28 protein-coding genes, 1 pseudogene and 1 other annotated feature are annotated in these 26,589 nt (G+C 44.0%); of the genes and pseudogenes, 22 read left to right on the plus strand and 7 right to left on the minus strand.

The features are described from left to right. The first annotated feature begins 21 nt into the window (after window positions 1-21). The 13 genes from mreC (at window position 22) to pheA (ending at window position 9,471) form a co-directional block, all read left to right on the plus strand. Window positions 22-894, plus strand: coding sequence for a rod shape-determining protein MreC (mreC, locus tag GXP75_RS11700; RefSeq protein ID WP_010789375.1), 873 nt, complete (start codon window positions 22-24; stop codon window positions 892-894). Further along, complete coding sequence (gene mreD, locus GXP75_RS11705) at window positions 891-1,409, plus strand: rod shape-determining protein MreD (RefSeq protein ID WP_061572661.1); 519 nt, start codon at window positions 891-893, stop codon at window positions 1,407-1,409. The genes mreC and mreD overlap by 4 nt, the downstream gene beginning before the upstream one ends. A 53-nt stretch (window positions 1,410-1,462) precedes the next feature. Continuing rightward, the gene (gene minC / locus GXP75_RS11710) at window positions 1,463-2,143 is read left to right on the plus strand and encodes a septum site-determining protein MinC (RefSeq protein ID WP_061572662.1); all 681 of its coding nucleotides are present in this window, start codon (window positions 1,463-1,465) and stop codon (window positions 2,141-2,143) included. Window positions 2,144-2,145: 2 nt separating this feature from the next. Beyond that, the gene (minD, locus tag GXP75_RS11715) at window positions 2,146-2,952 is read left to right on the plus strand and encodes a septum site-determining protein MinD (RefSeq protein WP_061572663.1); all 807 of its coding nucleotides are present in this window, start codon (window positions 2,146-2,148) and stop codon (window positions 2,950-2,952) included. A 167-nt stretch (window positions 2,953-3,119) separates the two neighbouring features. Further along, on the plus strand, window positions 3,120-3,914 hold the full coding sequence (locus GXP75_RS11720; RefSeq protein ID WP_242556866.1) for a peptidoglycan DD-metalloendopeptidase family protein: 795 nt from the start codon (window positions 3,120-3,122) through the stop codon (window positions 3,912-3,914). Further along, window positions 3,907-4,773 carry a M50 family metallopeptidase gene (locus tag GXP75_RS11725; RefSeq protein ID WP_061572665.1) on the plus strand — a complete coding sequence of 289 codons (867 nt, stop codon included), beginning with the start codon at window positions 3,907-3,909 and terminating at the stop codon, window positions 4,771-4,773. Before GXP75_RS11720 ends, GXP75_RS11725 begins: the two co-directional genes overlap by 8 nt. Before the next feature lie 63 nt (window positions 4,774-4,836). After that, window positions 4,837-4,909, plus strand: a sequence feature (ribosomal protein L21 leader region). Between the two features lie 13 nt (window positions 4,910-4,922). Next, window positions 4,923-5,231, plus strand: a complete 309-nt coding sequence (gene rplU / locus GXP75_RS11730; protein ID WP_003325249.1) for a 50S ribosomal protein L21 — start codon at window positions 4,923-4,925, stop codon at window positions 5,229-5,231. A gap of 12 nt (window positions 5,232-5,243) precedes the next feature. Continuing rightward, complete coding sequence (locus GXP75_RS11735) at window positions 5,244-5,585, plus strand: ribosomal-processing cysteine protease Prp (protein ID WP_003325250.1); 342 nt, start codon at window positions 5,244-5,246, stop codon at window positions 5,583-5,585. A gap of 12 nt (window positions 5,586-5,597) precedes the next feature. Further along, window positions 5,598-5,882: a 50S ribosomal protein L27 gene (rpmA, locus tag GXP75_RS11740; RefSeq protein WP_003325251.1), complete on the plus strand. Its 285-nt coding sequence runs from the start codon at window positions 5,598-5,600 to the stop codon at window positions 5,880-5,882. 317 nt (window positions 5,883-6,199) lie between these two features. Next, window positions 6,200-6,778 carry a sporulation initiation phosphotransferase B gene (locus GXP75_RS11745; RefSeq protein ID WP_106044021.1) on the plus strand — a complete coding sequence of 193 codons (579 nt, stop codon included), beginning with the start codon at window positions 6,200-6,202 and terminating at the stop codon, window positions 6,776-6,778. A gap of 33 nt (window positions 6,779-6,811) precedes the next feature. Further along, the gene (obgE, locus tag GXP75_RS11750; RefSeq protein ID WP_061572667.1) at window positions 6,812-8,098 is read left to right on the plus strand and encodes a GTPase ObgE; all 1,287 of its coding nucleotides are present in this window, start codon (window positions 6,812-6,814) and stop codon (window positions 8,096-8,098) included. A gap of 54 nt (window positions 8,099-8,152) precedes the next feature. Then, window positions 8,153-8,596 (plus strand): transcriptional regulator ThrR, encoded by a 444-nt coding sequence (gene thrR / locus GXP75_RS11755; protein ID WP_082786787.1) that lies wholly within the window; start codon window positions 8,153-8,155, stop codon window positions 8,594-8,596. Window positions 8,597-8,613: 17 nt separating this feature from the next. Continuing rightward, a complete protein-coding gene (pheA, locus tag GXP75_RS11760) occupies window positions 8,614-9,471 on the plus strand; it encodes a prephenate dehydratase (protein WP_242556867.1) in 858 nt (285 codons plus the stop codon). Window positions 9,472-9,497: 26 nt separating this feature from the next. Here pheA and GXP75_RS11765 read toward each other — a convergent pair whose 3' ends face one another. Both GXP75_RS11765 and GXP75_RS11770 read right to left on the minus strand, forming a co-directional pair. After that, window positions 9,498-10,037 carry a transcription repressor NadR gene (locus tag GXP75_RS11765; RefSeq protein ID WP_010789366.1) on the minus strand — a complete coding sequence of 180 codons (540 nt, stop codon included), beginning with the start codon at window positions 10,035-10,037 and terminating at the stop codon, window positions 9,498-9,500. Further along, window positions 9,997-11,184: an IscS subfamily cysteine desulfurase gene (locus GXP75_RS11770; RefSeq protein ID WP_242556868.1), complete on the minus strand. Its 1,188-nt coding sequence runs from the start codon at window positions 11,182-11,184 to the stop codon at window positions 9,997-9,999. The genes GXP75_RS11765 and GXP75_RS11770 overlap by 41 nt, the downstream gene beginning before the upstream one ends. A 103-nt stretch (window positions 11,185-11,287) precedes the next feature. On the opposite strand from GXP75_RS11770, the gene nadB reads away from it, so the two are divergent. From nadB to GXP75_RS11795, 5 genes are all read left to right on the plus strand, one after another. After that, on the plus strand, window positions 11,288-12,856 hold the full coding sequence (nadB, locus tag GXP75_RS11775; protein WP_242556869.1) for an L-aspartate oxidase: 1,569 nt from the start codon (window positions 11,288-11,290) through the stop codon (window positions 12,854-12,856). Continuing rightward, window positions 12,838-13,698 (plus strand): carboxylating nicotinate-nucleotide diphosphorylase, encoded by an 861-nt coding sequence (gene nadC, locus GXP75_RS11780; RefSeq protein ID WP_061572672.1) that lies wholly within the window; start codon window positions 12,838-12,840, stop codon window positions 13,696-13,698. Before nadB ends, nadC begins: the two co-directional genes overlap by 19 nt. Next, window positions 13,685-14,791: a quinolinate synthase NadA gene (nadA, locus tag GXP75_RS11785; RefSeq protein ID WP_242556870.1), complete on the plus strand. Its 1,107-nt coding sequence runs from the start codon at window positions 13,685-13,687 to the stop codon at window positions 14,789-14,791. The genes nadC and nadA overlap by 14 nt, the downstream gene beginning before the upstream one ends. Window positions 14,792-14,924: 133 nt before the next feature. Then, complete coding sequence (gene safA, locus GXP75_RS11790; RefSeq protein ID WP_242556871.1) at window positions 14,925-16,142, plus strand: spore coat assembly protein SafA; 1,218 nt, start codon at window positions 14,925-14,927, stop codon at window positions 16,140-16,142. 152 nt (window positions 16,143-16,294) lie between these two features. Further along, window positions 16,295-16,885 carry a YhcN/YlaJ family sporulation lipoprotein gene (locus GXP75_RS11795; RefSeq protein WP_242556872.1) on the plus strand — a complete coding sequence of 197 codons (591 nt, stop codon included), beginning with the start codon at window positions 16,295-16,297 and terminating at the stop codon, window positions 16,883-16,885. 134 nt (window positions 16,886-17,019) lie between these two features. Here the strand turns inward: GXP75_RS11795 and GXP75_RS11800 are convergent. From GXP75_RS11800 to GXP75_RS11820, 5 genes and pseudogenes are all read right to left on the minus strand, one after another. Then, window positions 17,020-17,181, minus strand: a pseudogene (locus GXP75_RS11800) (transposase); the annotation flags it as partial. 133 nt (window positions 17,182-17,314) lie between these two features. After that, a complete protein-coding gene (locus GXP75_RS11805; RefSeq protein ID WP_003325264.1) occupies window positions 17,315-17,617 on the minus strand; it encodes a PTS sugar transporter subunit IIB in 303 nt (100 codons plus the stop codon). Beyond that, on the minus strand, window positions 17,614-17,946 hold the full coding sequence (locus tag GXP75_RS11810; protein ID WP_003325265.1) for a PTS sugar transporter subunit IIA: 333 nt from the start codon (window positions 17,944-17,946) through the stop codon (window positions 17,614-17,616). Before GXP75_RS11810 ends, GXP75_RS11805 begins: the two co-directional genes overlap by 4 nt. Window positions 17,947-17,966: 20 nt before the next feature. After that, window positions 17,967-19,250, minus strand: coding sequence for a PTS cellobiose transporter subunit IIC (gene celB, locus GXP75_RS11815; protein ID WP_035175516.1), 1,284 nt, complete (start codon window positions 19,248-19,250; stop codon window positions 17,967-17,969). Then, entirely contained in the window at window positions 19,237-20,571 is a 1,335-nt protein-coding gene (locus GXP75_RS11820) for a 6-phospho-beta-glucosidase (RefSeq protein ID WP_010789358.1), read from the minus strand. The genes celB and GXP75_RS11820 overlap by 14 nt, the downstream gene beginning before the upstream one ends. Window positions 20,572-20,734: 163 nt before the next feature. Here GXP75_RS11820 and GXP75_RS11825 point away from each other — a divergent pair, with 163 nt between their 5' ends. From GXP75_RS11825 to GXP75_RS11840, 4 genes are all read left to right on the plus strand, one after another. Beyond that, entirely contained in the window at window positions 20,735-21,469 is a 735-nt protein-coding gene (locus GXP75_RS11825) for a GntR family transcriptional regulator (protein ID WP_061669859.1), read from the plus strand. Beyond that, window positions 21,466-22,200, plus strand: coding sequence for a chitin disaccharide deacetylase (gene chbG, locus GXP75_RS11830; RefSeq protein ID WP_003325269.1), 735 nt, complete (start codon window positions 21,466-21,468; stop codon window positions 22,198-22,200). Before GXP75_RS11825 ends, chbG begins: the two co-directional genes overlap by 4 nt. Window positions 22,201-22,639: 439 nt before the next feature. Next, window positions 22,640-24,430 (plus strand): glycosyl hydrolase family 18 protein, encoded by a 1,791-nt coding sequence (locus GXP75_RS11835; RefSeq protein ID WP_242556873.1) that lies wholly within the window; start codon window positions 22,640-22,642, stop codon window positions 24,428-24,430. A gap of 64 nt (window positions 24,431-24,494) precedes the next feature. Then, the gene (locus GXP75_RS11840) at window positions 24,495-26,585 is read left to right on the plus strand and encodes a glycosyl hydrolase family 18 protein (protein ID WP_242556874.1); all 2,091 of its coding nucleotides are present in this window, start codon (window positions 24,495-24,497) and stop codon (window positions 26,583-26,585) included. The last annotated feature ends 4 nt before the right edge of the window (window positions 26,586-26,589 follow it).

A 26,589-nucleotide genomic window follows, 5' to 3' on the forward strand; every position in this document is an offset into this window, starting at 1 on the left:
AAATAGAAGAGGTGTAACACGATGCCGAATAAACGGTTAATGCTATTACTTCTGTGTATTATCATATTGGTGGCTATGATTGGATTCTCGCTGAAGGACGGCCGAAAGACCACCTGGCCCGAAAAACTTATCGGTGATACGACGGGAGTATTTCAAAATATTTTTCACACGCCTGCCGAATTTTTCGCAGGAATATTTGAAGACATTGATGATCTGAAAAACACATATGAAGAAAATGAACGGCTGAGAAAGAAGCTTGACGGACAGACGCAATATGAAGCCAAACTTCAGGCGCTCAAGGATGAAAATAAATCCCTGCGTGACGAACTCGGCCATGTAAAATCAATTAAAGATTACGATCCGATTTTAGCAACAGTCATCGCGCGAAATCCGGATAAATGGTACACGCAGATTACGATTAATAAGGGCACTCAGCAAAAAGTGGCAAAAGATATGGCTGTCACTAATGAAAAAGGTGCTTTAGTCGGTAAAATTAAAAGCTCGGGGCTGAATAACTTTACTTCTGCGGTGCAGCTTTTAAGCGATACTGACCGAAATAATCGGGTTGCGACAAAAATTTCAGGGAAAAAAGGCAGCAAAGGCTACGGTTTAATCGAAGGCTATGATACGAAGAAAAAAACGCTCACGATGAAAATCCTTGATCCTGACGAAAAACGAGAAGTGAAAAAAGGCGACCTTGTGGAAACATCAGGAACAGGGGGAGTATTCCCTGAAGGGCTGACAGTCGGAGAAGTGACTGAGGTAGAGCCTGATGCCTATGGTTTAACAAAAATTGCACACGTGAAACCTGCTGCAGATATATATGACCTGAACAATGTCATCGTGGTAAAACGTGATGTGCCGGCTGTTGATTCAAAGGAGGAAGGATCGTGAAACGTTTCCTTCTGCCTTTGATTATGCTGGTGGTTTTTTCTGCAGAAAGCATCTATACCGATCTGGTGAAACTTCCTTTTGTCACGGATGATCAAATGGCCGTTCCGCATTTTCTTATGATCGTGCTGATCTTTATGTCTGCATATATAAACAAAAAGCATGCAGTTGTCTATGGTTTCATTTTCGGCCTTCTATATGATATAAATTATACAGGGCTGCTTGGGGTTTATATGTTTGGATTTGCGGGCCTATGCTACTTAGCTGCAAAAGCCTTTAAAGTGCTGCAAACAAATGCATTTGTTGTGATGCTGGTGGCAGTGGTGGCCGTTTGTGTGCTTGAATTTTATGTGTATGGCATTCAGTCGTTAATAAATAAAGACATTATGTCATTTAATGACTTTGTCATTCAGCGGTTTTTACCGACAGCTATACTGAATATTGCAGGTGCGATCGTTCTTATTGTACCTTTTAGATTATTTTATATGAGTCTAAAGAAAGAATTGCGAGACGAGTAAAAAAGGATTTTAGCTTTTTTTGACGAAATGAGTATGTTGTTGAGGTGAACATTGTGAAGACCAGAAAGCAGCAATATGTAACAATAAAAGGAACAAAGAATGGTTTGACATTGCATCTGGATGATTCGTGTTCTTTTGATGAGCTTCTGGACGGTCTTCAGAATATGCTGTCAATCGAACAATATACCGATGGTAAAGGTCAGAAAATCAGTGTTCATATTAAACTCGGAAATCGTTATTTACATCAGGAGCAAGAAGAACAGCTGATTGAATTAATAGCGTCAAAGAAAGATTTATTTGTTCATTCTATTGTCAGTGAAGTTATCACTAAAAAAGAAGCACGGCGTATGAAAGAGGAAGCGGAGATTATTTCCGTTTCTAGAATTGTCCGTTCTGGCCAAGTGCTTCACGTGACGGGTGATTTGCTGCTGATCGGAGACGTGAATCCGGGCGGAACGGTTCAGGCCGGGGGAAATATCTTTGTTCTTGGATCTTTAAAAGGAATAGCCCACGCCGGATATAACGGGAACAAACAGGCTGTGATCGCCGCTTCTGAAATGCTGCCGACACAATTGAGAATCAGTCACGTATTAAATCGCTCCCCAGACCACATTCAACAAGGGAACGACATGGAATGTGCTTATTTAGATACAGACGGAAATATGGTCATTGAACGCCTTCAACATTTGGCTCATTTAAGACCTGATCTAACAAGGCTTGAGGGAGGAATGTGAAATTGGGTGAGGCTATCGTAATAACTTCGGGAAAAGGCGGAGTAGGTAAAACAACAACATCTGCAAACCTCGGTACCGCCTTAGCCATTTTAGGGAAGCGCGTATGTTTGGTAGATACAGATATAGGGCTGCGCAACCTTGATGTCGTAATGGGTCTTGAAAATAGAATCATATACGACTTAGTAGACGTTGTAGAGGGCAGATGCAAAATGCATCAGGCGCTTGTGAAAGACAAGCGTTTTGATGACCTGCTTTATTTAATGCCGGCAGCGCAAACGAGCGACAAGACAGCTGTTGTTCCTGACCAAATAAAGACGCTGATTCAGCAGCTCAAGCAAGAATTTGACTACGTGATTATAGACTGTCCTGCGGGTATCGAGCAGGGATATAAAAACGCGGTCTCCGGAGCTGACAAAGCAATTGTCGTAACGACACCTGAAATTTCAGCGGTCAGAGATGCTGATCGTATTATAGGTTTACTGGAGCAAGAGGAAAATATCGAGCCGCCTCGTCTCATTGTGAATAGAATCAGGAGTCACCTGATGAAAAACGGAGACACCATGGATGTTGATGAAGTCGTTCATCACTTGTCGATTGATTTGATTGGAATCGTTGCCGATGATGATGAAGTCATTAAAGCCTCGAATATAGGCGAGCCGATTGCAATGGATTCAAAAAATCGCGCTTCTATCGCATACCGCAACATTGCCCGCCGTATTCTAGGAGAATCTGTTCCTTTACAGGTGCTTGAAGAGCAAAACAAAGGAATGATGGCTAAGATTAAATCCTTTTTCGGAGTGCGGTCTTAATTTTATTTTTCATAGAATGGCAGAAAAAGATCTGACATGAAAGCGATGGCTTTGTCAGATCTTTTTTTTGTTTTGAGTTAACGTTTTTCATCCTTGGGTTTAAACGAATATTTGCTGTGGACAAGACATATTATGTACAAACCCAACGAATGCAAAGGATGATGGCTATGACTCACAGAGCAGATGAGATTAGAAAAAGATTGGCGAAAAAAAGAAAACAGCAGGCTGGATCAAAGCGTCCCTCTATTCAGACGGTTTCCGAAAAAAAGAAGCCGCCGTCTTGGGTAATGATGCCGGAGCATGAAAAACATGGGGCACTTCCGGCGTACGAGGATGAAATCCCGCCATTCAACGGAAAACACCCTTTGTTCAAAACTGATTCAATCATATTAAAATGCCTGCTGTCGGCTTGTCTTGTCCTTGTATCTGCTATAGCCTATAAAGCAAACTTTGAACCGTTACACCAGATCAAGCCGGCTATTGCCCAAACCTTTGGGAAAGAATTTCAATTTGCATCAGCAAGCAATTGGTTTGAAGCGAAATTCGGAGACCCTCTTGCTTTTCTCACTCCTGAAACGAAGAAAGAAGATAGCCAGGTAGAAGTGGGCCAAGACCTTGCTGTACCGGCTTCAGGGAAAATCCAGCAAGATTTTCAGGATAATGGCGAGGGGATAACAGTTGAAACAAGCAGTGATACGATAGACAGTATGAAAGAAGGCTACATCATCGAAGTGAATAAAGACAGTGAGACAGGTTTGACCGTTAAGGTGCAGCACGCCGACAATACATACAGCATATACGGACAGCTAAAAGATGTTGATGTAGCTTTGTATGATTTTGTCGATAAAGGCAGCAAACTCGGCACGATTAAGCTGGATGAGAAAAATAAAGGGCTCTATTATTTTGCCATCAAAGAAGGAGACACATTTGTCGATCCGATTCAGGTGATTACATTTGAATAAATGGCTGGACCTTATCATGAGAATTCATGTTCACCCTTTTCTTTGGATCATCATAGGGATTGGGCTGGTGACGGGACGGATTAAAGAAATATTGTGTCTGCTTGTCATAGTATTGATCCATGAGCTGGGGCACGCTGCTTTGGCGGTTTTTTATTCATGGCGGATCAAACGTGTTTTTTTGCTGCCGTTTGGAGGAGCCGTGGAGGTTGAAGAGCATGGAAACAGGCCGCTGAAAGAAGAATTTGCGGTGATCATCGCCGGCCCCTTACAGCACATATGGCTCCAACTCGCCGCTTGGATACTCGCGAGCTTCGAGATCATAGAGCCGCACACGTTTGAGATGTTTACATTCTATAACCTGACGATTCTTTTCGTGAATCTGCTGCCGATTTGGCCGCTTGATGGCGGGAAAATCGTATTTCTTTTGTTATCTAAGCGATTTGCCTTTCAAAAAGCGCATTGGCTCTGTTTAAGAACTTCGCTGGGCTGTGGTTTGCTTCTTGGCTGCTGGATTTTATTTGCGGTCCCCATGCAAATCAGTGCATGGGTGCTGTTTGTTTTTCTCGCGGCTTCATTATTTGATGAACATCGGCAGCGGCATTATACACACGTAAGGTTTCTGTTAGAAAGATATTACGGAAAAAAGCGTGATGTCGAAAAATTAATTCCGCTTACGGTAAAGGCTGAGGACAAAGTGTATCATGTGATGGCTAAATTTAAACGCGGCTGCAAACATCCGATTATTATTGAAAAAGCCGGCGAGAAGGTCAGTGAGCTGGATGAAAACGAAGTGCTTCACGCTTATTTTGCGGATAAACGGACAAATTCCTCAATGGAAGATCTTTTGCTTCCTTATTAGTGAGGAAATAGATTGACATAAGCCCTCTATTTTGATATATTTTTTAATGTTATGGATGTAGCACCATTGCTACAACCGCTCAGCGCAGGTGATAAGTGCTTATGCCCCCTGCTGTCTGGCGAGTCTTAGTCTAATAGGAGGTGCAGAGAATGTACGCAATCATTAAAACAGGCGGAAAACAAATCAAAGTTGAAGAAGGTCAATCTGTTTATATCGAAAAACTTGCTGCTGAAGCAGGCGATACAGTGACTTTTGAAGACGTTTTGTTTGTTGGCGGAGACAATGTGAAAGTCGGCAACCCTACAGTTGAAGGCGCAACAGTTACAGCTAAAGTTGAAAAACAAGGCCGTGCTAAAAAGATCACTGTTTTCAGATACAAAGCAAAGAAAAATGTGCATAAAAAACAAGGTCATCGTCAGCCTTATTCTAAAGTTACGATCGAAAAAATCAACGCGTAAGGCGTGTGTGATATGATTCAGGCAACAATCAGAAGGTCCGGCTCAGAAAAAGGCATATTGTCCTTTGAAATGACGGGCCACGCGAATTTTGCTGAACATGGACAAGATCTCGTATGTGCAGGAGTCACTGCTGTCGTATTTGGAGCGGTCAACGCGGTTATTGCGCTCACCGGCATAGAGCCGGTTCTTGATATAGGGGACGACGGAGGATATTTCTACTTTGAATTCCCTGAAGCCCCTGATCAGGAGGCCCTTCAAAAAGCTCAGCTGCTGATTGAAGGCATGATTGTTTCACTTGAGACAATTGAACGGGATTATAATGGTTACTTGCGGGTAACCACAAACAAAATATAGGAGGTGAGCTACATGCTTAGATTAGATCTTCAGTTTTTCGCTTCTAAAAAAGGGGTAGGTTCTACAAAGAACGGACGTGACTCTGAGTCTAAACGTTTAGGTGCTAAACGTGCAGACGGTCAATTCGTATCTGGTGGTTCTATCCTTTACCGTCAACGCGGAACAAAGATTTACCCAGGTGAAAACGTGGGCCGCGGAGGAGATGACACTCTTTTCGCTAAAATCGACGGAACTGTTAAATTCGAACGTTTCGGACGTGACCGCAAAAAAGTGAGCGTATATCCTGCAGCTCAATAATGACACAAAAACTCCGGTCGATGGACTGGAGTTTTTTTTGCAATACGCGGAGTAACATCAAGAATGATGAGCAGAGTATGTGCGAAGTGAACCCCGGCTTGAGCGAGAATTTGGTTTCTCATACCCACTGGAATGTTCCCCAAGCAGTAATACACAAAATGTTTCTGCCTGGCTGCAAAAGAAGCATGCTCAGAAAAAAGGAACATGATTTTCTAGGAAAAACAAGTGTTTTTCTAACATTGCCTTCTCTGTTATAATTCATAGTACACACTTATACAGACTCCTAAATAGAAATTCAAATGATTGGGAGTGCGAAAATGAAGGATGTATCAAGAAAACAAGAAGAAAATCTCAGCGAAACGGCTTTAACAAACGAACTTATCCATCTGCTCAGCCATTCAAGGCATGATTGGATGAATAAGCTGCAGCTCATTAAAGGAAACTTAAGCTTGCAGAAATATGACCGTGTTTTTGAAATCATTGATGAAATGGTCATTGATGCAAAGCATGAATCAAAGCTCTCAAATCTGAAAACACCGCATTTAGCATTTGATTTTCTCACGTTTAATTGGAAAGCCCAATATATGACGCTTGAATATGAAGTGCTCGGAGATATTAAGGATATGTCTGCCTATGATGTGAAATTGGCAAAACTGATGAGGAAGCTTTTTCATATATTTGATCAGGCGGTTAGTAAAGAAAGTGAAAATCATCTGACCGTATCGCTGCAAACAGACCATCCTGACAAACAGCTTATCCTGTATCTTGACTTTCACGGAGCTTTTGCCAATGCAGGCGCATTTGACGAGTTTCGGAAGGCCGGGTACGAGGATTTTGACGTCATGCGTTTTGAGATGACCAATCACGAGTGTTTGGTTGAAATTGGGATGAATTAGCGGTGTTTTTTACGGTTTAGAACGGAGGACATTATGTTTGTAGATCAGGTGAAAGTGTATGTAAAGGGCGGCGACGGCGGCAACGGTATGGTTGCGTTTCGCCGTGAAAAATATGTTCCGAAAGGCGGACCTGCCGGCGGTGACGGGGGAAAAGGCGGCGACGTCGTTTTTCAAGTGGATGAAGGTCTCCGGACGTTAATGGATTTCAGATATCAAAGGCACTTTAAAGCGATTCGCGGAGAGCATGGCATGTCTAAAAATCAGCATGGCCGCAACGCTGATGACATGGTAATTAAAGTTCCGCCGGGCACTGTCGTTACAGATGATGATACAAAGCAGGTCATTGCTGATTTGACAGAGCACGGACAAATAGCGGTGATCGCAAGAGGCGGAAGAGGCGGAAGAGGAAATACACGTTTCGCGACGCCGGCCAATCCCGCTCCGCAGCTTTCAGAGCAAGGCGAGCCGGGGAAAGAGCGGTATATCGTGCTTGAATTAAAAGTGCTCGCTGATGTCGGGCTTGTCGGCTTCCCAAGTGTCGGAAAATCGACGTTGCTGTCCGTTGTATCTTCAGCAAAGCCGAAAATCGCGGATTATCATTTTACAACGCTTGTGCCGAATCTAGGCATGGTTGAAACTGATGATGGCCGCAGTTTTGTTATGGCAGATTTGCCGGGATTAATCGAAGGAGCCCATGAAGGCGTCGGACTTGGACACCAATTTTTGCGTCATATTGAGCGGACTCGCGTAATTGTACATGTCATTGATATGTCAGGCTTGGAAGGCCGGGACCCTTACGAGGATTATCTGACCATTAATCAGGAGCTGAGCCAGTATAACCTTCGGCTGACAGAGCGTCCCCAAATTATTGTTGCCAATAAAATGGACGTGCCCGAGGCGGAAGAACATCTGGCGGCTTTTAAAGAAAAGCTGACAGATGACTATCCCGTTTATCCAATTAGTGCGGTGACAAGAAGCGGTCTTCGTGATCTTCTGTTTGAAATCGCCAACCAATTGGAAACAACGCCTGAATTCCCTCTTTACAATGAGGAAGAGCTGGCGGAAAATCGCGTTATGTACACAATGGAAGATGAGGAATCGCCATTTGAAATCACCCGAGACCCTGACGGTGTATTTGTGCTTTCAGGAGACAGCCTTGAGCGGTTATTCAAAATGACGGACTTCTCCAGAGACGAATCAGTCAAACGTTTCGCCAGACAGATGCGCGGAATGGGTGTGGATGAAGCACTGAGAGAACGCGGGGCAAAAGACGGAGATATTATCAGGCTCCTCGAATTTGAGTTTGAATTTATTGATTAATAAACGTAGAGAGCCTGCAAGCCGGGCTCTCTTATGTAAAAAGGAGGGATGCAAGTGAAAGAGGAAACGTTTTATCTTGTCCGTGAAGACGTTTTGCCTGAAGCTATGAGAAAAACCCTCGAAGTCAAAAAACTAATTGACAGAAAAAAGGCGGAATCTGTTGCGGACGCCGTTCAAAAGGTAGATTTAAGCAGAAGCGCGTTCTATAAATACAGAGATGCGGTTTTTCCTTTTTACACAATGGTGAAAGAACAAATTATCACGCTTTTTTTCCATTTAGAGGATAGGTCAGGCGCGTTATCACAGCTGCTTCAAGCTGTAGCTGACTCCGGAAGCAACGTTCTTTCCATTCACCAAACCATCCCGCTTCAGGGAAGAGCAAATGTAACGCTGTCAATCAGTACATCGGCAATGGAAGATGACATTCATACCTTAATGAATAAACTGAGAAAGTTTGATTTTGTAGAAAAAGTCGAAATCTTAGGTTCAGGTGCGTAAGGGGAGAGAGTTTACATATGAAAGTCGGTTACTTAGGTCCAGAAGCTACATTCACACATTTAGCAGTCAGTTCTTGTTTTCAAAACGACGTCACTCATGTTGCGTACCACACGATCCCGGAATGCATGGATGCGGCAGTAGCGGGAGAAATTGATTTCGCCTTTGTGCCTTTAGAAAATGCATTAGAGGGTTCTGTCAACTTAACGATAGACTACTTAATACATGAGCAGCCATTACCCATTGTGGGTGAAATGACGCTGCCGATTCATCAGCATTTGCTCGTTCATCCCTCCAGAGAGAACAAATGGGAGAGCCTGGAGCAAATATACTCGCATTCTCATGCCATTGCACAATGCCACAAGTTTCTTCACAAGCATTTTAAAACAGTGCCATATGAATATGCCAAATCGACCGGAGCGGCGGCAAAGTATGTCAGTGAAAATCCGCAGCTAAATATTGGTGTCATTGCCAATGAAATGGCGGCTGCTACATATGGATTAAAAATCGTAAAGCATGATATTCAGGATTACAGAGATAATCATACCAGATTTGTTATCTTGTCTCCTGAGGAAAACGCGGGGTATGAAGTCAACCCTCATTTAGTCTCCAGACCAAAAACGACGCTTATGGTCACGCTGCCTCAGGATGACCATTCAGGAGCGCTTCACAGAGTGTTATCGGCTTTTTCATGGAGAAATTTAAACCTTTCAAAAATAGAATCCCGTCCGACAAAGACAGGGTTAGGCCATTATTTCTTTATTATTGATATCGAAATGGCGCTTGATGCTGTATTGATTCCGGGAGCCATTCAAGAGCTTGAAACGCTGGGATGCAGTGTGAAGGTTCTTGGAAACTATCAGTCATACAAGCTGTAGAAAAAAAGCCCTCAGAAGGGCTTTTTTTAGTCTGTGATTAAAATGCCGGCTGCTTCAAGCGCCTGGCAAGCCTGTTGAATCCGGTGCTCATCAGAAGCCGTTAAAGTGTGAAGGTGAACGCCATTGGTCAGCTGCGACAAATACGAGGCATTAGTTGAATTGATTTTTTTCATGAAATGCTGTACTTCTTTCCGGGTGCCGACCCGTAAGGAAGCGGTTAAATCTCCGTACACAGGGTGTTCAATGATCACGTCTTTCACCGTTACGCCCTCATCTACAATAAGCTGTAGCTCTTCTTCAGTCCGTTCCGGGCCATGCAGGCATGCTACGATTTTTTCCGCCGCCTGCTGCTGTCCGGTTGAATCTATATATACATATCCTTGGCTGGTGGCAATGATCGGTTCATTTTTAGCTTTTAAAAGCGAAATATCCTGAACAATCACTTGTCTTGAAACATTCGCTTGTTTTGCCAGTTGTCCTCCCGTTAGCGGTGATGTGGATTCTTTAAGCCAAAGAAGAAGCTTGTCACGCCTGCTGGCGCCCGTAAGCTTTACTCTTTCTGTCAAAATCATGATCTCCTTTCTTTTGCTCTTGCAGCAATATAAACGTATGTAATAATAAGTCCAGCTGTTCGGTTGTTGTCGTGTTCCCGAAAGAAATGCGAATAAATTGGAGCGCTTCCTGTTCCGTCTTTTTCAAAGCTTTCATTGTTTGAGAAGGCCCATGGTATCCGGCAGAACAAGCGCTTCCGGTTGAAATGCAAATATTATTACGATTACATTCTAACATAACATATTGTCCTTCAAAGGAGTGAAAAAAACACCCGACAATATGGGGGAGGCAGTAGGCTTTTGAGTCTTCCAATGCAAGCGTCACTGGAAGAGAGCGTATCTTGATCTGTTGCAGGAAATAACGCCGTAAGTTTTGATAATGCGTGTTGTTTTGAGACAAGTGGTTTACTGTGTGCTCCGCTGCTTCAGCAAAAGCTCCTATTCCAGGCACATTCACTGTTCCGGCCCTAAATCCATTTTCATGCAGAGTATACGGATACACAGGCTTCCAATTGATACCCGGCCGAATATAAACGGCGCCGACTCCTTTTGGGCCGTAAACTTTATGGCTTGAAACAGAAAGAGCGTCAATCCCTGAATCATCTGCATCAATCGGAATTTTCCCGAAGGTTTGGACAGCATCGCAATGAAGCAGGATATCTTTTTCATGGAGGAGTGCTGAAATGCTCCGAATATCTTGGACAATCCCTGTTTCTGAATTGGCATGCTGAATCGATACCAATCCCGTCTCGGGGCGGAGGTGGGATTCTAATATTTCCCTGGTAATATGTCCATATTCGTCAGGCTCAATGATTGTAATATCAAAGCCCTGATTAGCGAGAAAGGCGGCAGTATTATGAATAGATTGATGCTCCATAGCAGTCGTAATAAAGTGTCTTTTTTGCTCAGGCAGCCCGTTTAATAAAGACTGTATGGCCAGCATATTAGCTTCCGTCCCGCCGCTAGTAAAATAAATCCCTTCAGCCGATCCCCCGATCAGTTCCGCTATTTTTCTCCGGCTGTAATCTACTATAAGTTTCGCTTTTCCGCCCGCATCGTGAAGACTGCTCGCATTCCCGTAAATATCGGTGCTCAGCTGGTTGAACACCAGAAGGGCCTCACTGCATATCGGTGTTGACGCTGCAAAATCCAAATAGATCATGATGTCAGTCTCCTATCCGTTCAAAATAAAAAACTCTTGAGTTTATTTTATCTCTGTGTAAATATAGGTGTCAAGACAGGTGTAAATAACAGGAGGGCGGTTTATGTCTGGAAAGAAGGTTATAGTCATTGGTTCTGGGGCAGCGGCACTTTTCTTAGCTTCCGCCTTACTGCCCGCAAACAATGTGACGGTCATAACGAAAAAAAGTAAAAAAAACAGCAATTCTGCATTTGCCCAAGGAGGCATCGCCGCTTCTCATTTGGAAGGAGATTCGGTAGAAGCTCATACCGAAGATACTTTGTATGCCGGATGTGGCCATAATGATGGAAAACTGACGGCAGAGATTATAAGCGAGGGAAAGACGATTATTCATGAATTGCTGGAGAATGGTTTTCCATTTGATCGGGACGGAGATGGAGAATATCGTCTCGGCAAGGAGGGCGCACACTCATTCAACCGCATTTTTCACGCGGGCGGGGATGCCACAGGCAGGCTGTTAATTGATTATTTGCTTGAGAACATACAAAAAGGCAATCAAGTAAAGGAGTATGAAACGGCAGTCGATTTATTGATCGAGGACGGCCGCTGTGCGGGTGTCATAACCAAAGATAGCGGCGGCCGCATTAAGGCTAGGCGGGCGGATCATGTGGTGCTTGCCGCAGGAGGATGCGGCAGCCTGTTCCGATATCATACGAATGACCAAACAATTACTGGTGACGGGCTTTCACTCGCTTACCGGGCGGGGGCTGAATTAACAGATTTAGAATTTACACAGTTTCATCCGACGCTGCTTGTGAAAAACGGAGTTTCTTACGGTCTCGTTTCAGAGGCAGTCAGAGGTGAAGGGGGATTTTTAACCGATGAAAATGGGAGACGCATCATGGCAGGAAGACATCCGTTAGAAGATCTTGCGCCAAGAGACGTGGTTTCAAGAGTCATCCATGAAGAGATGATAAAAGGCAGCCGAATTTATATAGACAGAAGTCGCATCCTTCTTTTCGAAACACGTTTTCCTACAATCACAAGCATTTGCCACAAGGCGGGAATTTCTGTTAACGAGGATAGAATCCCCGTGGCTCCGGGCATGCATTTTTTAATGGGCGGCGTCTCAGTCAACAAATGGGGAGAAACATCAGTCCCTGATCTATATGCAATAGGCGAAACAGCGTGCACCGGCTTTCACGGAGCTAACCGATTAGCAAGCAATTCATTACTTGAAGCGCTTGTGTTTGGAAAAAGAGCTGCTGAACATATCAACAAAAAACCAGCAGGCCGTTGGAATAAAAAAACAGACAGTCCGATAAACGCCTTCTATCACGTGCCGGAAATTCCGCTTCATCAGCTGCAGGAAAGAATGACGATCGACATGTCGATCACAAGAAGAAGAGACGGGCTGATGAGTTTGTCAGACTGGCTTAACACCTTGCCTTCGCAGGAAATTAATGTGAAGGATATCACAATTGAACAATTGGAGCGTTCTCATTTATGGCAGGTCGCAAAATTGATGACCTCATCTGCTTTATTACGAGAAGAAAGCAGGGGCGCGCATTTTCGCTCCGATTTTCCTGAAACCGACAACAATTGGCGGGGAAAACAAGTAATTCAATCAAAGCATGGAGTAGTTATAAGACAAAATGAAGGGATTTGGAAACCATGGACCGTTTGCAGCTGAAGAAAATGCTGAAATATTTCTTTCAAGAAGATATTGGAACAGGGGATCTCACGTCTCAGGCGATCTTTTCAGGACACTCCTGCGAGGCTTTTATCATTGCCAAATCGAACGGAATCTTCGCGGGAGGCTCAATTATTAAAGAAGGATATGCCCTTATAGATAAGGAAGTGCGAACCGTCCTGAAAAAAGAAGATGGAGATACGGTGCGAAAAGGAGACGCCATCGCTGCATTAAGCGGCCCGGCGGCAGCCTTGCTTACTGGAGAACGAGTGATCTTAAATCTGATTCAAAGGCTTTCCGGAATTGCGACGATGACAAAGCAGGCAGTTGATAGGCTTGATGATCCGAGCATTAAGCTGTGTGACACAAGAAAAACGACACCGGGGCTAAGAATGTTGGAAAAGTATGCTGTCCGGGTTGGCGGCGGCTATAATCATCGGTTTGGCTTATATGACGGAATGATGATTAAAGATAATCATATTGCCGCCTGCGGTTCCATCCAGAAGGCTTGTGAAAGAGCGCGCCGGGCGGCCGGACACATGGTAAATATTGAAGTGGAAATTGAATCTGAAGAGCAGCTGCGAGAGGCGATTTTGGCTGGTGCAGATGTCATCATGTTTGATAACTGCCCGCCGGACACTGTAAGGCATTTTGCGGAAATCACACCTCATCATATCAAAACGGAAGCTTCAGGCGGGATTTCATTAGAAACACTGCCATCTTATAAAGGCACCGGTGTACAGTTTATTTCATTAGGGTGTCTGACTCATTCTGTGCAAAGCCTGGATATCAGCATGGATGTACAAATTAAAAACGGAGGGATTCATCATGTCAATTCTTGATGCCATCAAACAAGTTGAAGGGATGATGCCGGATCGCTATAAGAAGCTGTCCAGAGAGGAAATGGAGAAGCGTGTGGCACATATCAAGCAAAAATTCGGCAAAAGGCTGTTTATTCCCGGACACCATTATCAAAAGGACGAAGTCATCCAATTCGCTGATGAAACAGGCGATTCTCTTCAGCTTGCCCAAATTGCTGAAAAGAATAAGGACGCAGATTATATTGTATTTTGCGGCGTTCATTTTATGGCTGAAACCGCAGATATGCTGACTAAAAAACATCAAACGGTCATTCTGCCTGACATGCGGGCGGGATGTTCCATGGCGGACATGGCTAATATGCAGCAGACGAACAGGGCGTGGGAAAAACTTCAGCATATATACGGCGATACGATCATACCTTTAACTTATGTCAATTCCACAGCCGAAATTAAAGCTTTTGTCGGGAAGCATGGGGGAGCGACCGTAACTTCTTCCAATGCCAAAAAAGTGCTGGAATGGGCTTTTGCGCAAAAAGAAAGAATTATGTTTTTGCCTGACCAGCATTTAGGCAGAAATACCGCATTTGACCTCGGAATTCCTCTTGAAGACATGGCAGTCTGGGATCCGATTCAAGATGAATTACAAACTGGATACAACCATGAGCAAATGAAAGTGATTCTGTGGAAAGGGCATTGCTCAGTCCACGAAAAATTCACAGTAAAAAACATTGCTGATCTGAGAGAGCGTGATCCTGATATTCAAATTATCGTTCACCCCGAATGTTCACACGAAGTGGTGGCTCTTAGTGATGACAGCGGATCAACCAAATATATTATCGAAGCGATCAATAGGGCAGAGCCGGGAACGAAATGGGCGATCGGCACAGAAATGAACCTAGTGCAGCGCATCATTCAGGAGCACCCTGATAAACAAATTATGTCATTGAACCCGGACATGTGTCCGTGCCTTACAATGAACAGAATTGATCTGCCGCATTTGCTTTGGTCTTTGGAACAAATTGAAAAAGGAGAGCCTGCCGGAGTTATTAAAGTTTCAGAAACCATTCAAAAAGATGCGCTTCTAGCTTTAAACCGAATGCTGAAAAACACATAAGGACTAAAAAGAAAAAAGTTCCCCTCCTGAAAACAAGTTTTGATCATAACTCTAAACGTTTGAACATACATTGTGAAGAAACATATTGTAATGACAGATGAACTGTTCACGTTTTGCATAGGAGGGGAAAACGTTGAAAATTCATATCGTTCAAAAAGGCGATTCGCTCTGGAAGATAGCTGAAAAATACGGAGTAGATTTTGAAGAAGTGAAAAAATTGAATACACAGCTCAGCAATCCGGACTTAATCATGCCTGGAATGAAAATAAAAGTGCCTTCAGGAGGTGTTCCGGTAAGGAAGGAGCCGACTGGCCAAGGGCCGGCATCACAGGCTTCACCGAAACATGAGCATCCTTATTCAAAGGAGAAACCGAAATCAGTTGTGGACATAGAAGACACAAAGCCAAAAGAAAAACAGTCCGTGCCATATGTGCCGCCAATGCCTCAGCAGCATGAAGATGGGTATCCGGAAGCTGATACCAACGATTATTATAATGTCAATCAGCTGTTTCAGCCTTGGTCGCCTCCAAAACCGGAGGAACCTGAAAAGTATCATTTTGAGAACACTGAAAATGAGCATTATCAGCAAGATCAATTTCCACATCAGGAGGCAATGAATAATATGGAAAATGCTAATTATCCGAATATGCCTAACATGCCAAAGGCGCCCGATGTTGGGGGCTTAGAAGAAGAAAATATTCATCACGCAGTTCCGAATATGCCAGGGCCGGAGCCGTATTACCATCATCATCCGGTTCATTTCGCGCCTTGTCCTGTTCCTATTTCGCCGGTGCTGCCGGGTTCGGGTTTATGTTACCCGTGTTATCCTGCACCGCATGCATATCCGGTACATCAGCCATACGGATATCAGCCGGGCTTTGTCTCGCCAGCCGGGTACGGCCATGGGGGATATGAAAATAAGCACCATGAAAATGATGACCACCATCATTATGCTCAGCATCATTATCCGTCATATGGCGCTCCGTACGCGCCTCAATATGGAGCACATGCCCACGGAGCTCCTTATGGCCAAATGCCATATGCACCGCACTATGGCGGACATATGGGAGGATACGGCGGCCCTCAAGCCCAAAGCCCTTATCATTTTCAGCCGAATTTGGCTCATGGTTATGATAATGCACCGCAATTTAAGGACCATGATGATTGCGGATGTGACGATGATCATCAGCACTATCCATATCCCCAAGGACCGGGTTACCCGGGAGCCGGAGCTTATGGAGCGCCGCAGATGCCTTACGGCGGAGCAAATCCGTATGGCGCAGGGGCGTTTGGACCAAATCAGCCCGCGCCAAACCAGATGTTCGGCCGGCCGGATGAGGAAGAAGATTGATCCTTTTGGGACGATGTAAATCGTTCCTTTTTTTATTGTTTTCCATTTCACTGGTCATAACTGACAAGCTTAACATGACCCTTTCACGCACATGATAAAATAGAGCGCAAACGCTCAGGAGAGAAAATCTTGTCATGCGGGGGGTTTTTCCTTTGGGTAAAAAGGTAAGCATAGCGGGTCTCATGTTGTTAACAGCAGGTCTGACAGCTTGTGGTACTAACGACGCCTTGAATGATTCTGGAAATAATAATAACGGCGCCCGGCCGATAGGCTACTACTCCAATGAAAATGATGCCGACAGACGGGGAGACGGAATGGATCACGACGGCCCTGTTTCGGAGCTGATGGAAGATGCGGACGGCCGAAACAATATAACGAATGTGGCCGACCGTAACGGTAATCAAGAGAATGGCCGTTTGCCTATAGCAACTGACGGGACATACAGCCATGGAGACATGAACTACCATAATCACATGACTTTTAATGGTTATGAAAAAGAAGAGAACAAAAGGCTGGCTGCAAAGATCGCAAACCGTGTTAAACAAGTGAATGATGTCAGTGACAGCCAAGTAATGGTAACAGATGACAGAGTCATTATTGCAGTCAGAAGCGCCAATGCTTTTTCGAAAGACGACAAAAACCAAGTAGAAAAAGCGGCGCAGAACTTTGCTGACGGCCGGTCCGTTCAAGTGCTCACAGATAACGGGACGTTTACTAGGCTTCGCAATATGCACAACCGCTAAATAAAAAACTGCCGGAATTATCCGGCAGTCAGCTTGTAGAGAAACCTATGTTTTTCTACAAGCTTTTTTGTTTTAAATGGTTTTAATGTGTTTTTCATCTTTATGAAAGAAACAGAAAAAGGCCTCCCACACCCCTAGTCTAGCTTCGCTAGGTGTGTGGCAATCTTCTTCATATTCTGGCAAGCGGCTGTGAGGAAAACTTGTTCGTTCACATTTCGTTTTCCCCTCAACCGGCAGTAGCGAAGTCCATGCAGCTGTTTTGAATTTGCAAAGCTTCGCTCTATCTTTTCCTTTTTTGTAGAGGATTTTTCCCGAGTCAGGATTTGTCAACAATCAGAAACGACGATTTCTAACGAAACCGTCGTTTATTTATTAAAAACAACCCGTTTTCAAAAGAAAATGGGTTGTTTTTAGTGTGAAGAGAAGACATTATTGTGTCAGCTCGATCGCTTGGTCCAGAACTTTTGCTCCGTTCATCATTCCATATGCCATTTGGTCAATGATATCGACCGGTATCTGGTATTGTTTCGCTCGTTCTGCAATTTGTGTTTTTAAATAGCGGACTTGAGGTCCGATCAATATGACATCAATATCATTCATATGGCTTTGTAAATCCGCTTCAGCATAAGCGTTGATTTCAGCGACTATTTCACGGTTTTCCGCTTCTTCTCTCATTTTTTTCACCAGCATGCTGGTCGACATGCCGGCAGAACATACAAGTGCTATCTTCATTTTTGTTTTCCACTCCTCAGCTCTTGATATAAATGAATCATTTCTTTCGCTACATCTTTTACAGTCATTGACGTCATCAAATGGTCTTGTGCATGGATTAACAATAGATTGGGTGAAAGGCCTTCGCCTTGTGCTTCTTTTTGCAATAAGCGGGTTTGCGCCTGATGCGCTTGAAGCAGTTCCGCTTCTGCTTCTTGGATCTTTTGATTCCCTGAATCGTACTCGTTATTTTTCACATGCTGTAATGCTTCCATTGCAGATGAACGCGCATTTCCAGCATGCAAGATGATTTCAAAAGAGACCTGTTCTAAATGGAGTGTGTCCGCCATGAAATGACCCCCTTGTTTAGTTATTTTGTTGCCTGATGCAGAGCGGCTCGTTCTGCTGCTTTAATGAATGGCAGGTAGAGCAAGACAGCCAGCACCAAGTTGAAGATTTGCAGAAAGACTCCCCGGATTGATCCTCCGGTTACGAGATAACCGCTGACAATCGGCGGCGTCGTCCACGGGAGAATGGCTACAGTTTTCGGAACGAGTCCACAGGCTAAAGCGATGTACGACGTAACCGTTAAAACTAATGGAATCAATAAAAATGGAATGAACATAATCGGATTTAATACGATAGGAAGTCCGAACAGAATAGGTTCATTAATGTTAAAAAGGCCGGGTGCGAAGGATACCTTTCCGATTGTTTTGTAGTGTTTCGATTTCACGCCGATGAAAATAGCAGCGAGCAAAGCCAATGTCGTCCCCGATCCTCCCATAAACACATAAGAATCAAAGAAGGGCTTGGTCACGATATAAGGCACTTCAAAAGCGCTCATTCCTTGCGAGAATAAATGTTGATTTTCCTGAATGAGCGGAAGATAGATGGATTCCATGATCGGTCCCAGAATATTTGTTCCGTGCAATCCGAAAAACCAAAGCAAATGATTCAAAAAAGTGAAAATCAAAGCGGATCCAATCGTGTTGGAAAGGCCTTGCAGCGGCTCCTGGATCGAGCTGAAGACTAGCTCGTGGATGCTTTGCCCGAAAAAATAAACGATCAGGGTGTTAAGTAATCCTGCTGTCGCCAATATCACAGCAGCCGGCAATAAAGCGTTCAAGGATTTTGTAACGCCATCAGGTACACCATCAGGCATTTTGATTTTAAGTTTCTCATTTTGAGAGAAGAGCCTGAATGCTTCCGTTGATAGCAAAGCCACAATTAATCCAACGAAAAGACCTTGAGCCCCCAGCCAAGTCATTGAAAAACCAAAGTCTTCTGTCGTCGGCGTAAGTACGGCGAATGCCCCGACCCCGATTAATGCGGCAGAAAGACCATCAGTTTTATAAGACTCTGCAAGCTTGAAACTGATAGCTGCAACAGCCAGCAAACTTAAAATAGCAAATGATCCATTCCATATAGCTCCGCCGGCAGCCGTCCATCCTTCTCCAAAAAGACCCGTCATGAAATCTTGAAATGCCGGTATAGGGAAATGATTGATCAGTATGGCAAGAGAGCCGATGATGATTAAAGGCATAATGGCAATGAATCCATCGCGTATGGCAATTAAGTGCCTTTGGGAGCCGATTCTTCCAGCGATTGGCATGATTTTAGATTCGATGAACGCCATGGTTTTATTTTGTTTCATCATGTACAGCCTCCTTAAAGAACTGCGGGAGATAACGTTTATGAGCCTCAAGCATTTCATTCATCACCGATTGGGCTTTATGATCAGAGGGAATCAGTGGATTCATGATCATAGCGGAATACAATATGTTGTCATCACCCGTGATCGCTGCTTCGATGACTAATTGTTCGAATTTTTTTATAGAGATCACCGCCCCGCTGATTGAATCTGGCAGTTTTCCGACTGTCAGCGGTATGGGGCCGCTTTTTGTGATGACACTGTTGACTTCGATCACCGCATCATGTGGAAGATCTGGTATGCTTCCTCTATTCAATGTGTTGACGGTCTGAATATCCATCGAATGATGATAAAGCGAGTTCATTAATGAGCAGGCTGCTTCACTATAATAAGCCCCGCCGCGTTCTTCCAATTCTTTAGGCTTTTCATGGATGTCTGCGTCATTGTATTTTTCAAACAGCTGCTTTTCTACGTCCATGACGGCTTCTGCGCGTGTCCCTTTGTTCTTGTATGCTTCGATATCTTTTGCGAGTACATCTTCATACTGATAATAGTACTGATGATACGGATTCGGAAGCATGCGCAAAGAACGTAAAAATTGGCGATTCCAAGGCAGCATCGCAATATTGGAAGGAGAATAGTCTATGGTGTCATTCAATAGATGACCTATTGCCTCTTCTGTGCGGTCTACCCCATCAATCCATACCTTTTGTCCGAAGACAAAATGGTTAAGCCCTGCGAATTCAATCATGACACGGTTCACATTCACGTCGAAAATTTCTGCAATGCTGTTTTTCATGTTATAAGGAATATTGCAAACCCCGATGACTTTTTGATGGGATCCATGTTTCAATAAAGCTTCAGTTACGATGCCTGCTGGATTTGTAAAATTGATCAGCCACGCTTCTGGACAAATCTCCTTTATATCGCGAGCGATATCCAGCATGACGGGAATGGTCCGCAAAGCTTTAAAAATACCGCCGGCTCCATTTGTTTCTTGGCCGATAAGACCATGGCTGAGCGGGATTCTTTCATCCAGCGATCTGGCATTCAATCCTCCGACTCTTATTTGAACCGTGACGAAATCCGCATGTTTAAGCGCTCTCGCACGATCTTTTGTATAGCTCAATTCAATCGGAACATCAGCATGTTTGATCATTCGCTTCGCGAGTTCTGAAGTGATGCGTACTTTTTCTTCCCCTTCCTCAATGTCGACGAGGACAACCTCTTTCACTGGAAAATGCTGATACCGTTTGATGATACCTTCAATGATTTCTGGTGTGTAGCTTGATCCCCCGCCTATAATGACTAACTTCAGCGCCATAATCCCCCTCCTCAAGTCTCAATTTTTGAAAGCGCTTCACACATTTGGAATTTAACATGTAGTAACAAATTTGTCCATACATATTTGTTATGATAAATTATTTTTTTTGAGAACTTTTTGTGTTATTCTATAGTTAATAATTTCACTCCAAAGGAGAAAATGAATGGCAAAGCAACCACAACTCCACAGTCGAATTAAACAAGATATTGTAGATAAAATAGAGAGCGGCTATTACCCGTCTGGCAGTCTGCTTCCGACGGAATCCGAATTTTGTAAAATGTACGATGTCAGCCGAACAACGCTGCGGACCGCCTTGAACCATTTGCTTATGGAAGGAGCTATTTACCGCAAACAGGGGAAAGGGACATTTGTCGCAAAAGGAAAAGTAAAGCAGATATTAAGTTCCAGCAATCTTCGCTATGCAGATCAATTAAAAGCGCAAGGTATGAAACCGAAAATCAAAGTTGTCGATTTGCAAAAATTAAAACCAGCCAAAAAGATCCAAAATCGCCTTGGAATTGATGATGAACAAATGGTCTATCAGGTGAAGCGGATTCGGTATGCGGATGAGGAAGAAATCCAGTTCGAAATGGCCTTTATCAGAGCCGATCTCGTGCCGGAGATAACGGAAGAAATGGCCAATACTTCACTGTACCAGTGTATTAACAGTCAAGGAAATACGATTAAAAGAACGGAAGAGCAAATCAAAATCTTTATTTCGGATGAAGAAATTGCACAGCATTTGAATATCACACAAGGCACGCCTTGCTTTCAGATTGCAACACAAACATTTTTGGCTTCTGAAGAAGTCGTGGAGTTTTCTCTGGCTTATTTCCGCGGAGATCGCGTTGAATTCTTCATAGAACGCGACTATGAAGAAAGAGGGGATGAAGGATGAAATCTTTGATCATAAACGCCGATGATTTTGGATTTTCACGGGGCGTCAACCTCGGCATCATTGATGCGTTTCAGCGCGGGGTGCTCACATCGACTACGCTCATGACCAATATGCTAGAAATGGAACATGCCGTCTTACTTGCAAGGGGAAATCATGAACTTGGGGTCGGCGTTCACTTAACATTGACAGCAGGACGTCCGCTTCTCAGCGGCCTGCAAACGGTTACGGATGAGGATGGGAATTTTCGCAAGCTTTCATACTATCAAGGTTTTTTCGACATCGATCTTGATGAAGTGTATCAGGAATGGAGAGCACAGATAGAAAAAGCCCTCTCCTGCGGCTTGCATCCGACGCATATCGACAGCCACCATCATATCCATACATACGGAAATCTTCCTGAGGTGTTTGTGAAGCTGGCGAAAGAGTATGATCTGCCCTGCAGAAAGGTGAACGATCATCATCCTTCCTTGTGGAAGAATGTGAGATCAAATGATGCCTTTGAGTTGAAAGTAGACAGACTGAAAGACTTATCATCCTTCCTTGATCTTCATCAAGACGCGGAAGTCATTGAAGTCATGTGCCACCCGGCTTATGTTGATAAATTACTGCTCGAAAAATCTTCATTCCATTATCCTCGGGTTTATGAGCTTTCATTGCTGACAGACCCTTTGTTGAAAGCGGCTTTCATACAATGTTCGGATATTCGCCTTATTTCTTATGCCGGTCTTTAAATCTACAATTCTTGTAAAAATATGAAAAGCGCTCATAGTTATCATCAGCTCGCCGTTCTCCAAGTCTTGATGCTGGAAATGTCCAAGGCATTTCCAGCATGTAATGCAAAAACAGCATTGACAATCCTGAATATTCTAATTATCATAAATTTGTCATAACAAATTTATGCGTCATCAAACTTTTGCTTGAAGCTATTCTTACCAAATAAGGTCTAGACATCCATACCTGTTATTCAAAATGTCATTCTAATGTTTGCTCTCCACCCACACATACGGTTTGAAGAGGCGTATGAAAACCAAAAATGTAAGCGTTTTCCCCTTGTTGTCTTCAATGTCATCAGCTGCTATGTCAGGACAAGGTGAATATAAACCTATTGAAAAGGGGGTGAACAAAATAGAGTTTCATTGATGAACAGCCAAAAAAATTGATGAAAAGGAGATGAAAAAAGTGTTTTCAAACAAAAAGTTTCTCGTTTTTTCTTTCATTTTTGCGATGATTTTAAGTCTGTCTTTTTTTAATGGGGAAAGTGCAAAAGCCAGTTCTGACAAAAGTTATAAAATCATCGGCTACTATCCGTCCTGGGCCGCTTATGGAAGGGATTTTCAAGTATGGGATATGGATGCTTCTAAAGTCAGCCATATTAATTATGCATTTGCTGATATTTGCTGGGAGGGGAGGCATGGAAACCCTGATCCGACAGGCCCGAATCCCCAGACATGGTCTTGCCAGGATGAAAACGGAGTGATTGATGTTCCAAATGGATCAATCGTTATGGGGGACCCATGGATCGATGTGCAAAAGTCAAATGCCGGAGATACTTGGGATGAGCCGATTCGGGGCAACTTTAAACAACTATTGAAGCTGAAAAAGAACCATCCTCATTTGAAAACATTCATATCAGTTGGCGGATGGACTTGGTCAAATCGCTTTTCAGATGTTGCGGCAGATCCTGCGGCAAGAGAGAATTTTGCTGCTTCAGCAGTAAATTTTTTAAGAAAATATGGGTTTGATGGGGTCGACCTTGACTGGGAATACCCGGTTAGTGGAGGGCTGCCGGGAAACAGCACCCGTCCGGAGGATAAGAGAAACTACACGCTACTCTTGCAGGATGTGCGAGAAAAGCTTGACGCCGCAGAAGCGAAGGATGGCAAGAAATACTTGCTGACGATCGCCTCCGGCGCCAGTCCTGAATATGTAAGCAACACTGAATTAGATAAGATTGCTGAAACCGTTGATTGGATTAACATTATGACCTATGACTTTAATGGCGGATGGCAAAGTATAAGCGCTCATAATGCCCCATTATTCTATGATCCAAAAGCGAAAGAAGCCGGCGTCCCAAACGCTGAGACATTTAACATTGAAAGCACCGTGAAGCGCTACAAGGAAGCCGGTGTCAAAGCGGACAAATTAGTGCTTGGCACACCGTTCTATGGCAGAGGCTGGAGCAATTGTGAGCCTGCAGACAACGGAGAATATCAAAAATGCGGACCGGCTAAAGAAGGGACGTGGGAAAACGGGGTATTTGATTTTTCAGATCTTGAAAAGAACTACATCAATAAAAACGGATATAAAAGATATTGGAATGATCGAGCAAAAGTGCCGTTTTTGTATAATGCGGAGAATGGAAACTTCATTACCTACGATGATGAAGAATCATATGGATACAAAACCGATTTAATTCAATCAAACGGATTAAGCGGGGCTATGTTTTGGGATTTCAGCGGTGATTCAAATCAGACTTTGCTCAACAAATTAGCAGCCGATTTAGGGTTCGCTCCGGGTGGGGGTAATCCAGAGCCGCCTTCATCTGTACCGGGTAATTTGCGTGTGACCGAAAAAACCGCAACCAGTATCAGTCTGGCGTGGGATGCACCGAGCGACGGAGCAAACATCGCAGAGTATGTGCTGTCATATGAAGGCGGGGCCGTATCGGTCAAGGATACATCGGCGACAATCGGGCAATTAAAGCCGAATACGACATACTCATTTACAGTATCGGCAAAGGATGCGGACGGAAAGCTCCATACCGGGCCAACGATAGAAGCAACAACAAACTCTGATCAAACATGTGGGTATAACGAATGGAAAGATACAGCCGTCTACACAGGCGGAGACCGAGTCGTCTTTAACGGCAAAATGTATGAAGCGAAATGGTGGACGAAAGGAGAGCAGCCGGATCAGGCTGGTGAGTCGGGTGTATGGAAATTAATTGGTGATTGCAAATAAATCAGTTTGATAGAAAACGATAAAGAGAGAGTGGGCTCCCCATCTCTCTTTATGAGAAAGGAGTATGAATGAAGTGAAAAGAACCGCTTTATTTACTTTGTCATCGATGCTGCTCCTGTCACTTTTGACCCCGTTCCACAACATTTCCGCAGAGTCTCCAAGCAAAAAACAGACTTGCCGTCCAGAAGGGCTGTGGGACTCTGGTGTTGCCAATATTCCATATTGTGATGTATACGATCTGGAGGGACGCGAAAAGCTGGCCAATGATTTAGACCGCAGAATGATCGGCTATTTTACGGGCTGGCGTACGGGAAAAGGCAATCAAGATCGTTATTTAGTAAACGATATCCCATGGAAGTACTTAAGCCACATTAATTATGCATTTGCTCATATCGGGGAGGATCATCGGGTTTCAATCGGGAGCGAGGCGGATGCGAACAACCCATCTCTAGGGATGACCTGGCCGGAGTATCCGGATGTAAAGATGGATCAAACATTGCCGTATAAAGGCCATTTTAACCTTCTTCACCAGTTTAAAAAGAAACACCCTGATGTAAAAGTGTTGGCGGCAGTCGGTGGCTGGGCTGAAACCGGCGGTTATGTTAATAAGGATGGGAACCGAATACCAAGCGGAGGCTTTTACTCTATGACAACGAATGGTGATGGTTCTGTGAACCATAAGGCAATCAACACCTTTGCCGAATCTGTCGTAGCGTTTCTCAGAAAATATGAATTGGATGGAATTGATATTGACTACGAATATCCCACAACCATGCAAGATGCCGGCAATCCGCTAGATTGGAGCATATCCAACCCGAGACGCAAGGGATTAAACCAAAGCTTCGATGTATTGATGAAAACATTAAGAGAAAAACTTGATCAAGCATCTGCTGAAGATGAACAATATTACATGCTCACCATTGCGGCGCCATCATCAGCCTATTTGCTGAGGGGCATGGAAACCTTTAAACCGCTCCGATATGTCGATTATGTCAACATTATGTCCTATGATCTCCATGGAGCCTGGAATGAGTTTGTCGGACCTAACGCATCCTTATATGATAACGGCGAGGATGCGGAGTTAAAGCAGTCCAACATATACGGCACGCCGGAATATGAGGGGATCGGATATTTAAATACAGACTGGGCTTACCATTATTTTAGGGGAGCGATGGAGGCAGGCAGAATCAATATCGGTGTTCCTTATTATACGAGGGGATGGAAAAACGTGAGCGGAGGAGTTAACGGTTTGTGGGGGAGCGCTAAAGGTTCAAATTGTCCTCAAGGCCTTACCAAATGCGGCGACGGGGCAGTCGGGATCGATAATATTTGGCATGATCAAGATGAACAGGGAAATGAACTGGGGGCAGGAGCAAATCCGATGTGGCATGCCAAAAATCTCGAAAAAGGCATTGCCGGTTCTTATTTAGAAAGGTATGGACTAAGCAAAGCCGATTTAAAAGGCGCTTACACTAGATATTATGACTCAGCGCTTGCGGCACCTTGGCTATGGAATGACGAAAAGAAAGTGTTTCTATCTACTGAAGACGAGGAATCAATAGAAACAAAGGCCGATTATGTCATTGAAAAAGGGATCGGCGGTGTCATGTTTTGGGACTTAAGCGGTGACTATGACTGGTATCCCGACAGAAATGGCAACAATGGAGAGTATGGTATCGGCAGGACATTAACGAGAACCTTATATCATAAATTTGCGGACACGACACCATACGATAATTGGCTCAGTACGTCACCTTTACCTGGCGAATCACTAGATATCAATATAGAGTTTACCGATTATCCGTTAGGAGATCAAAATTACCCCATCCATCCGAAAATGAGACTGACGAATAACAGTGATGTCACAATAACAGGAGGATCTGTGATTGAATTTGATGTGCCTACCTCTACTTCACCCCGATTTGGAAGCTGGAGCGGTGACCAGGTTGAAGTCATTTCTAAAGGGCATACAGGGCCGAACATTGGCGGGCTGACAGGAGATTTCCACCGCATCGGTGTGACCCTATCAAATTGGAAGTCAATTAAACCAGGTGAGACAGAGGAGTTTCAGCTTGTCTATTACTTGCCTATCAGCGGACCATCTCATTTCACCATCACCATAGATGGTAAAAAGTACAGTCTGAAAGGCCAGTGAGGGC

It is taken from the genome of Bacillus sp. HU-1818 (assembly GCF_022695965.1).
Taxonomy (GTDB): Bacteria; Bacillota; Bacilli; order Bacillales; family Bacillaceae; genus Bacillus; species Bacillus atrophaeus.

Bases quoted from the DNA above. Each gene is read 5' to 3' on its own strand.
- mreC (WP_010789375.1), top strand. From the start codon at position 22: ATGCCGAATAAACGGTTAATGCTATTACTTCTGTGTATTATCATATTG.
- GXP75_RS11720 (WP_242556866.1), top strand. From the start codon at position 3,120: ATGACTCACAGAGCAGATGAGATTAGAAAAAGATTGGCGAAAAAAAGA.
- rplU (WP_003325249.1), top strand. From the start codon at position 4,923: ATGTACGCAATCATTAAAACAGGCGGAAAACAAATCAAAGTTGAAGAA.
- GXP75_RS11735 (WP_003325250.1), top strand. From the start codon at position 5,244: ATGATTCAGGCAACAATCAGAAGGTCCGGCTCAGAAAAAGGCATATTG.
- rpmA (WP_003325251.1), top strand. From the start codon at position 5,598: ATGCTTAGATTAGATCTTCAGTTTTTCGCTTCTAAAAAAGGGGTAGGT.
- GXP75_RS11745 (WP_106044021.1), top strand. From the start codon at position 6,200: ATGAAGGATGTATCAAGAAAACAAGAAGAAAATCTCAGCGAAACGGCT.
- obgE (WP_061572667.1), top strand. From the start codon at position 6,812: ATGTTTGTAGATCAGGTGAAAGTGTATGTAAAGGGCGGCGACGGCGGC.
- pheA (WP_242556867.1), top strand. From the start codon at position 8,614: ATGAAAGTCGGTTACTTAGGTCCAGAAGCTACATTCACACATTTAGCA.
- GXP75_RS11770 (WP_242556868.1), bottom strand. From the start codon at position 11,184: ATGATCTATTTGGATTTTGCAGCGTCAACACCGATATGCAGTGAGGCC.
- nadB (WP_242556869.1), top strand. From the start codon at position 11,288: ATGTCTGGAAAGAAGGTTATAGTCATTGGTTCTGGGGCAGCGGCACTT.
- nadC (WP_061572672.1), top strand. From the start codon at position 12,838: ATGGACCGTTTGCAGCTGAAGAAAATGCTGAAATATTTCTTTCAAGAA.
- nadA (WP_242556870.1), top strand. From the start codon at position 13,685: ATGTCAATTCTTGATGCCATCAAACAAGTTGAAGGGATGATGCCGGAT.
- GXP75_RS11805 (WP_003325264.1), bottom strand. From the start codon at position 17,617: ATGAAGATAGCACTTGTATGTTCTGCCGGCATGTCGACCAGCATGCTG.
- GXP75_RS11810 (WP_003325265.1), bottom strand. From the start codon at position 17,946: ATGGCGGACACACTCCATTTAGAACAGGTCTCTTTTGAAATCATCTTG.
- celB (WP_035175516.1), bottom strand. From the start codon at position 19,250: ATGAAACAAAATAAAACCATGGCGTTCATCGAATCTAAAATCATGCCA.
- GXP75_RS11820 (WP_010789358.1), bottom strand. From the start codon at position 20,571: ATGGCGCTGAAGTTAGTCATTATAGGCGGGGGATCAAGCTACACACCA.
- GXP75_RS11825 (WP_061669859.1), top strand. From the start codon at position 20,735: ATGGCAAAGCAACCACAACTCCACAGTCGAATTAAACAAGATATTGTA.
- chbG (WP_003325269.1), top strand. From the start codon at position 21,466: ATGAAATCTTTGATCATAAACGCCGATGATTTTGGATTTTCACGGGGC.
- GXP75_RS11835 (WP_242556873.1), top strand. From the start codon at position 22,640: ATGAAAAAAGTGTTTTCAAACAAAAAGTTTCTCGTTTTTTCTTTCATT.
- GXP75_RS11840 (WP_242556874.1), top strand. From the start codon at position 24,495: ATGAATGAAGTGAAAAGAACCGCTTTATTTACTTTGTCATCGATGCTG.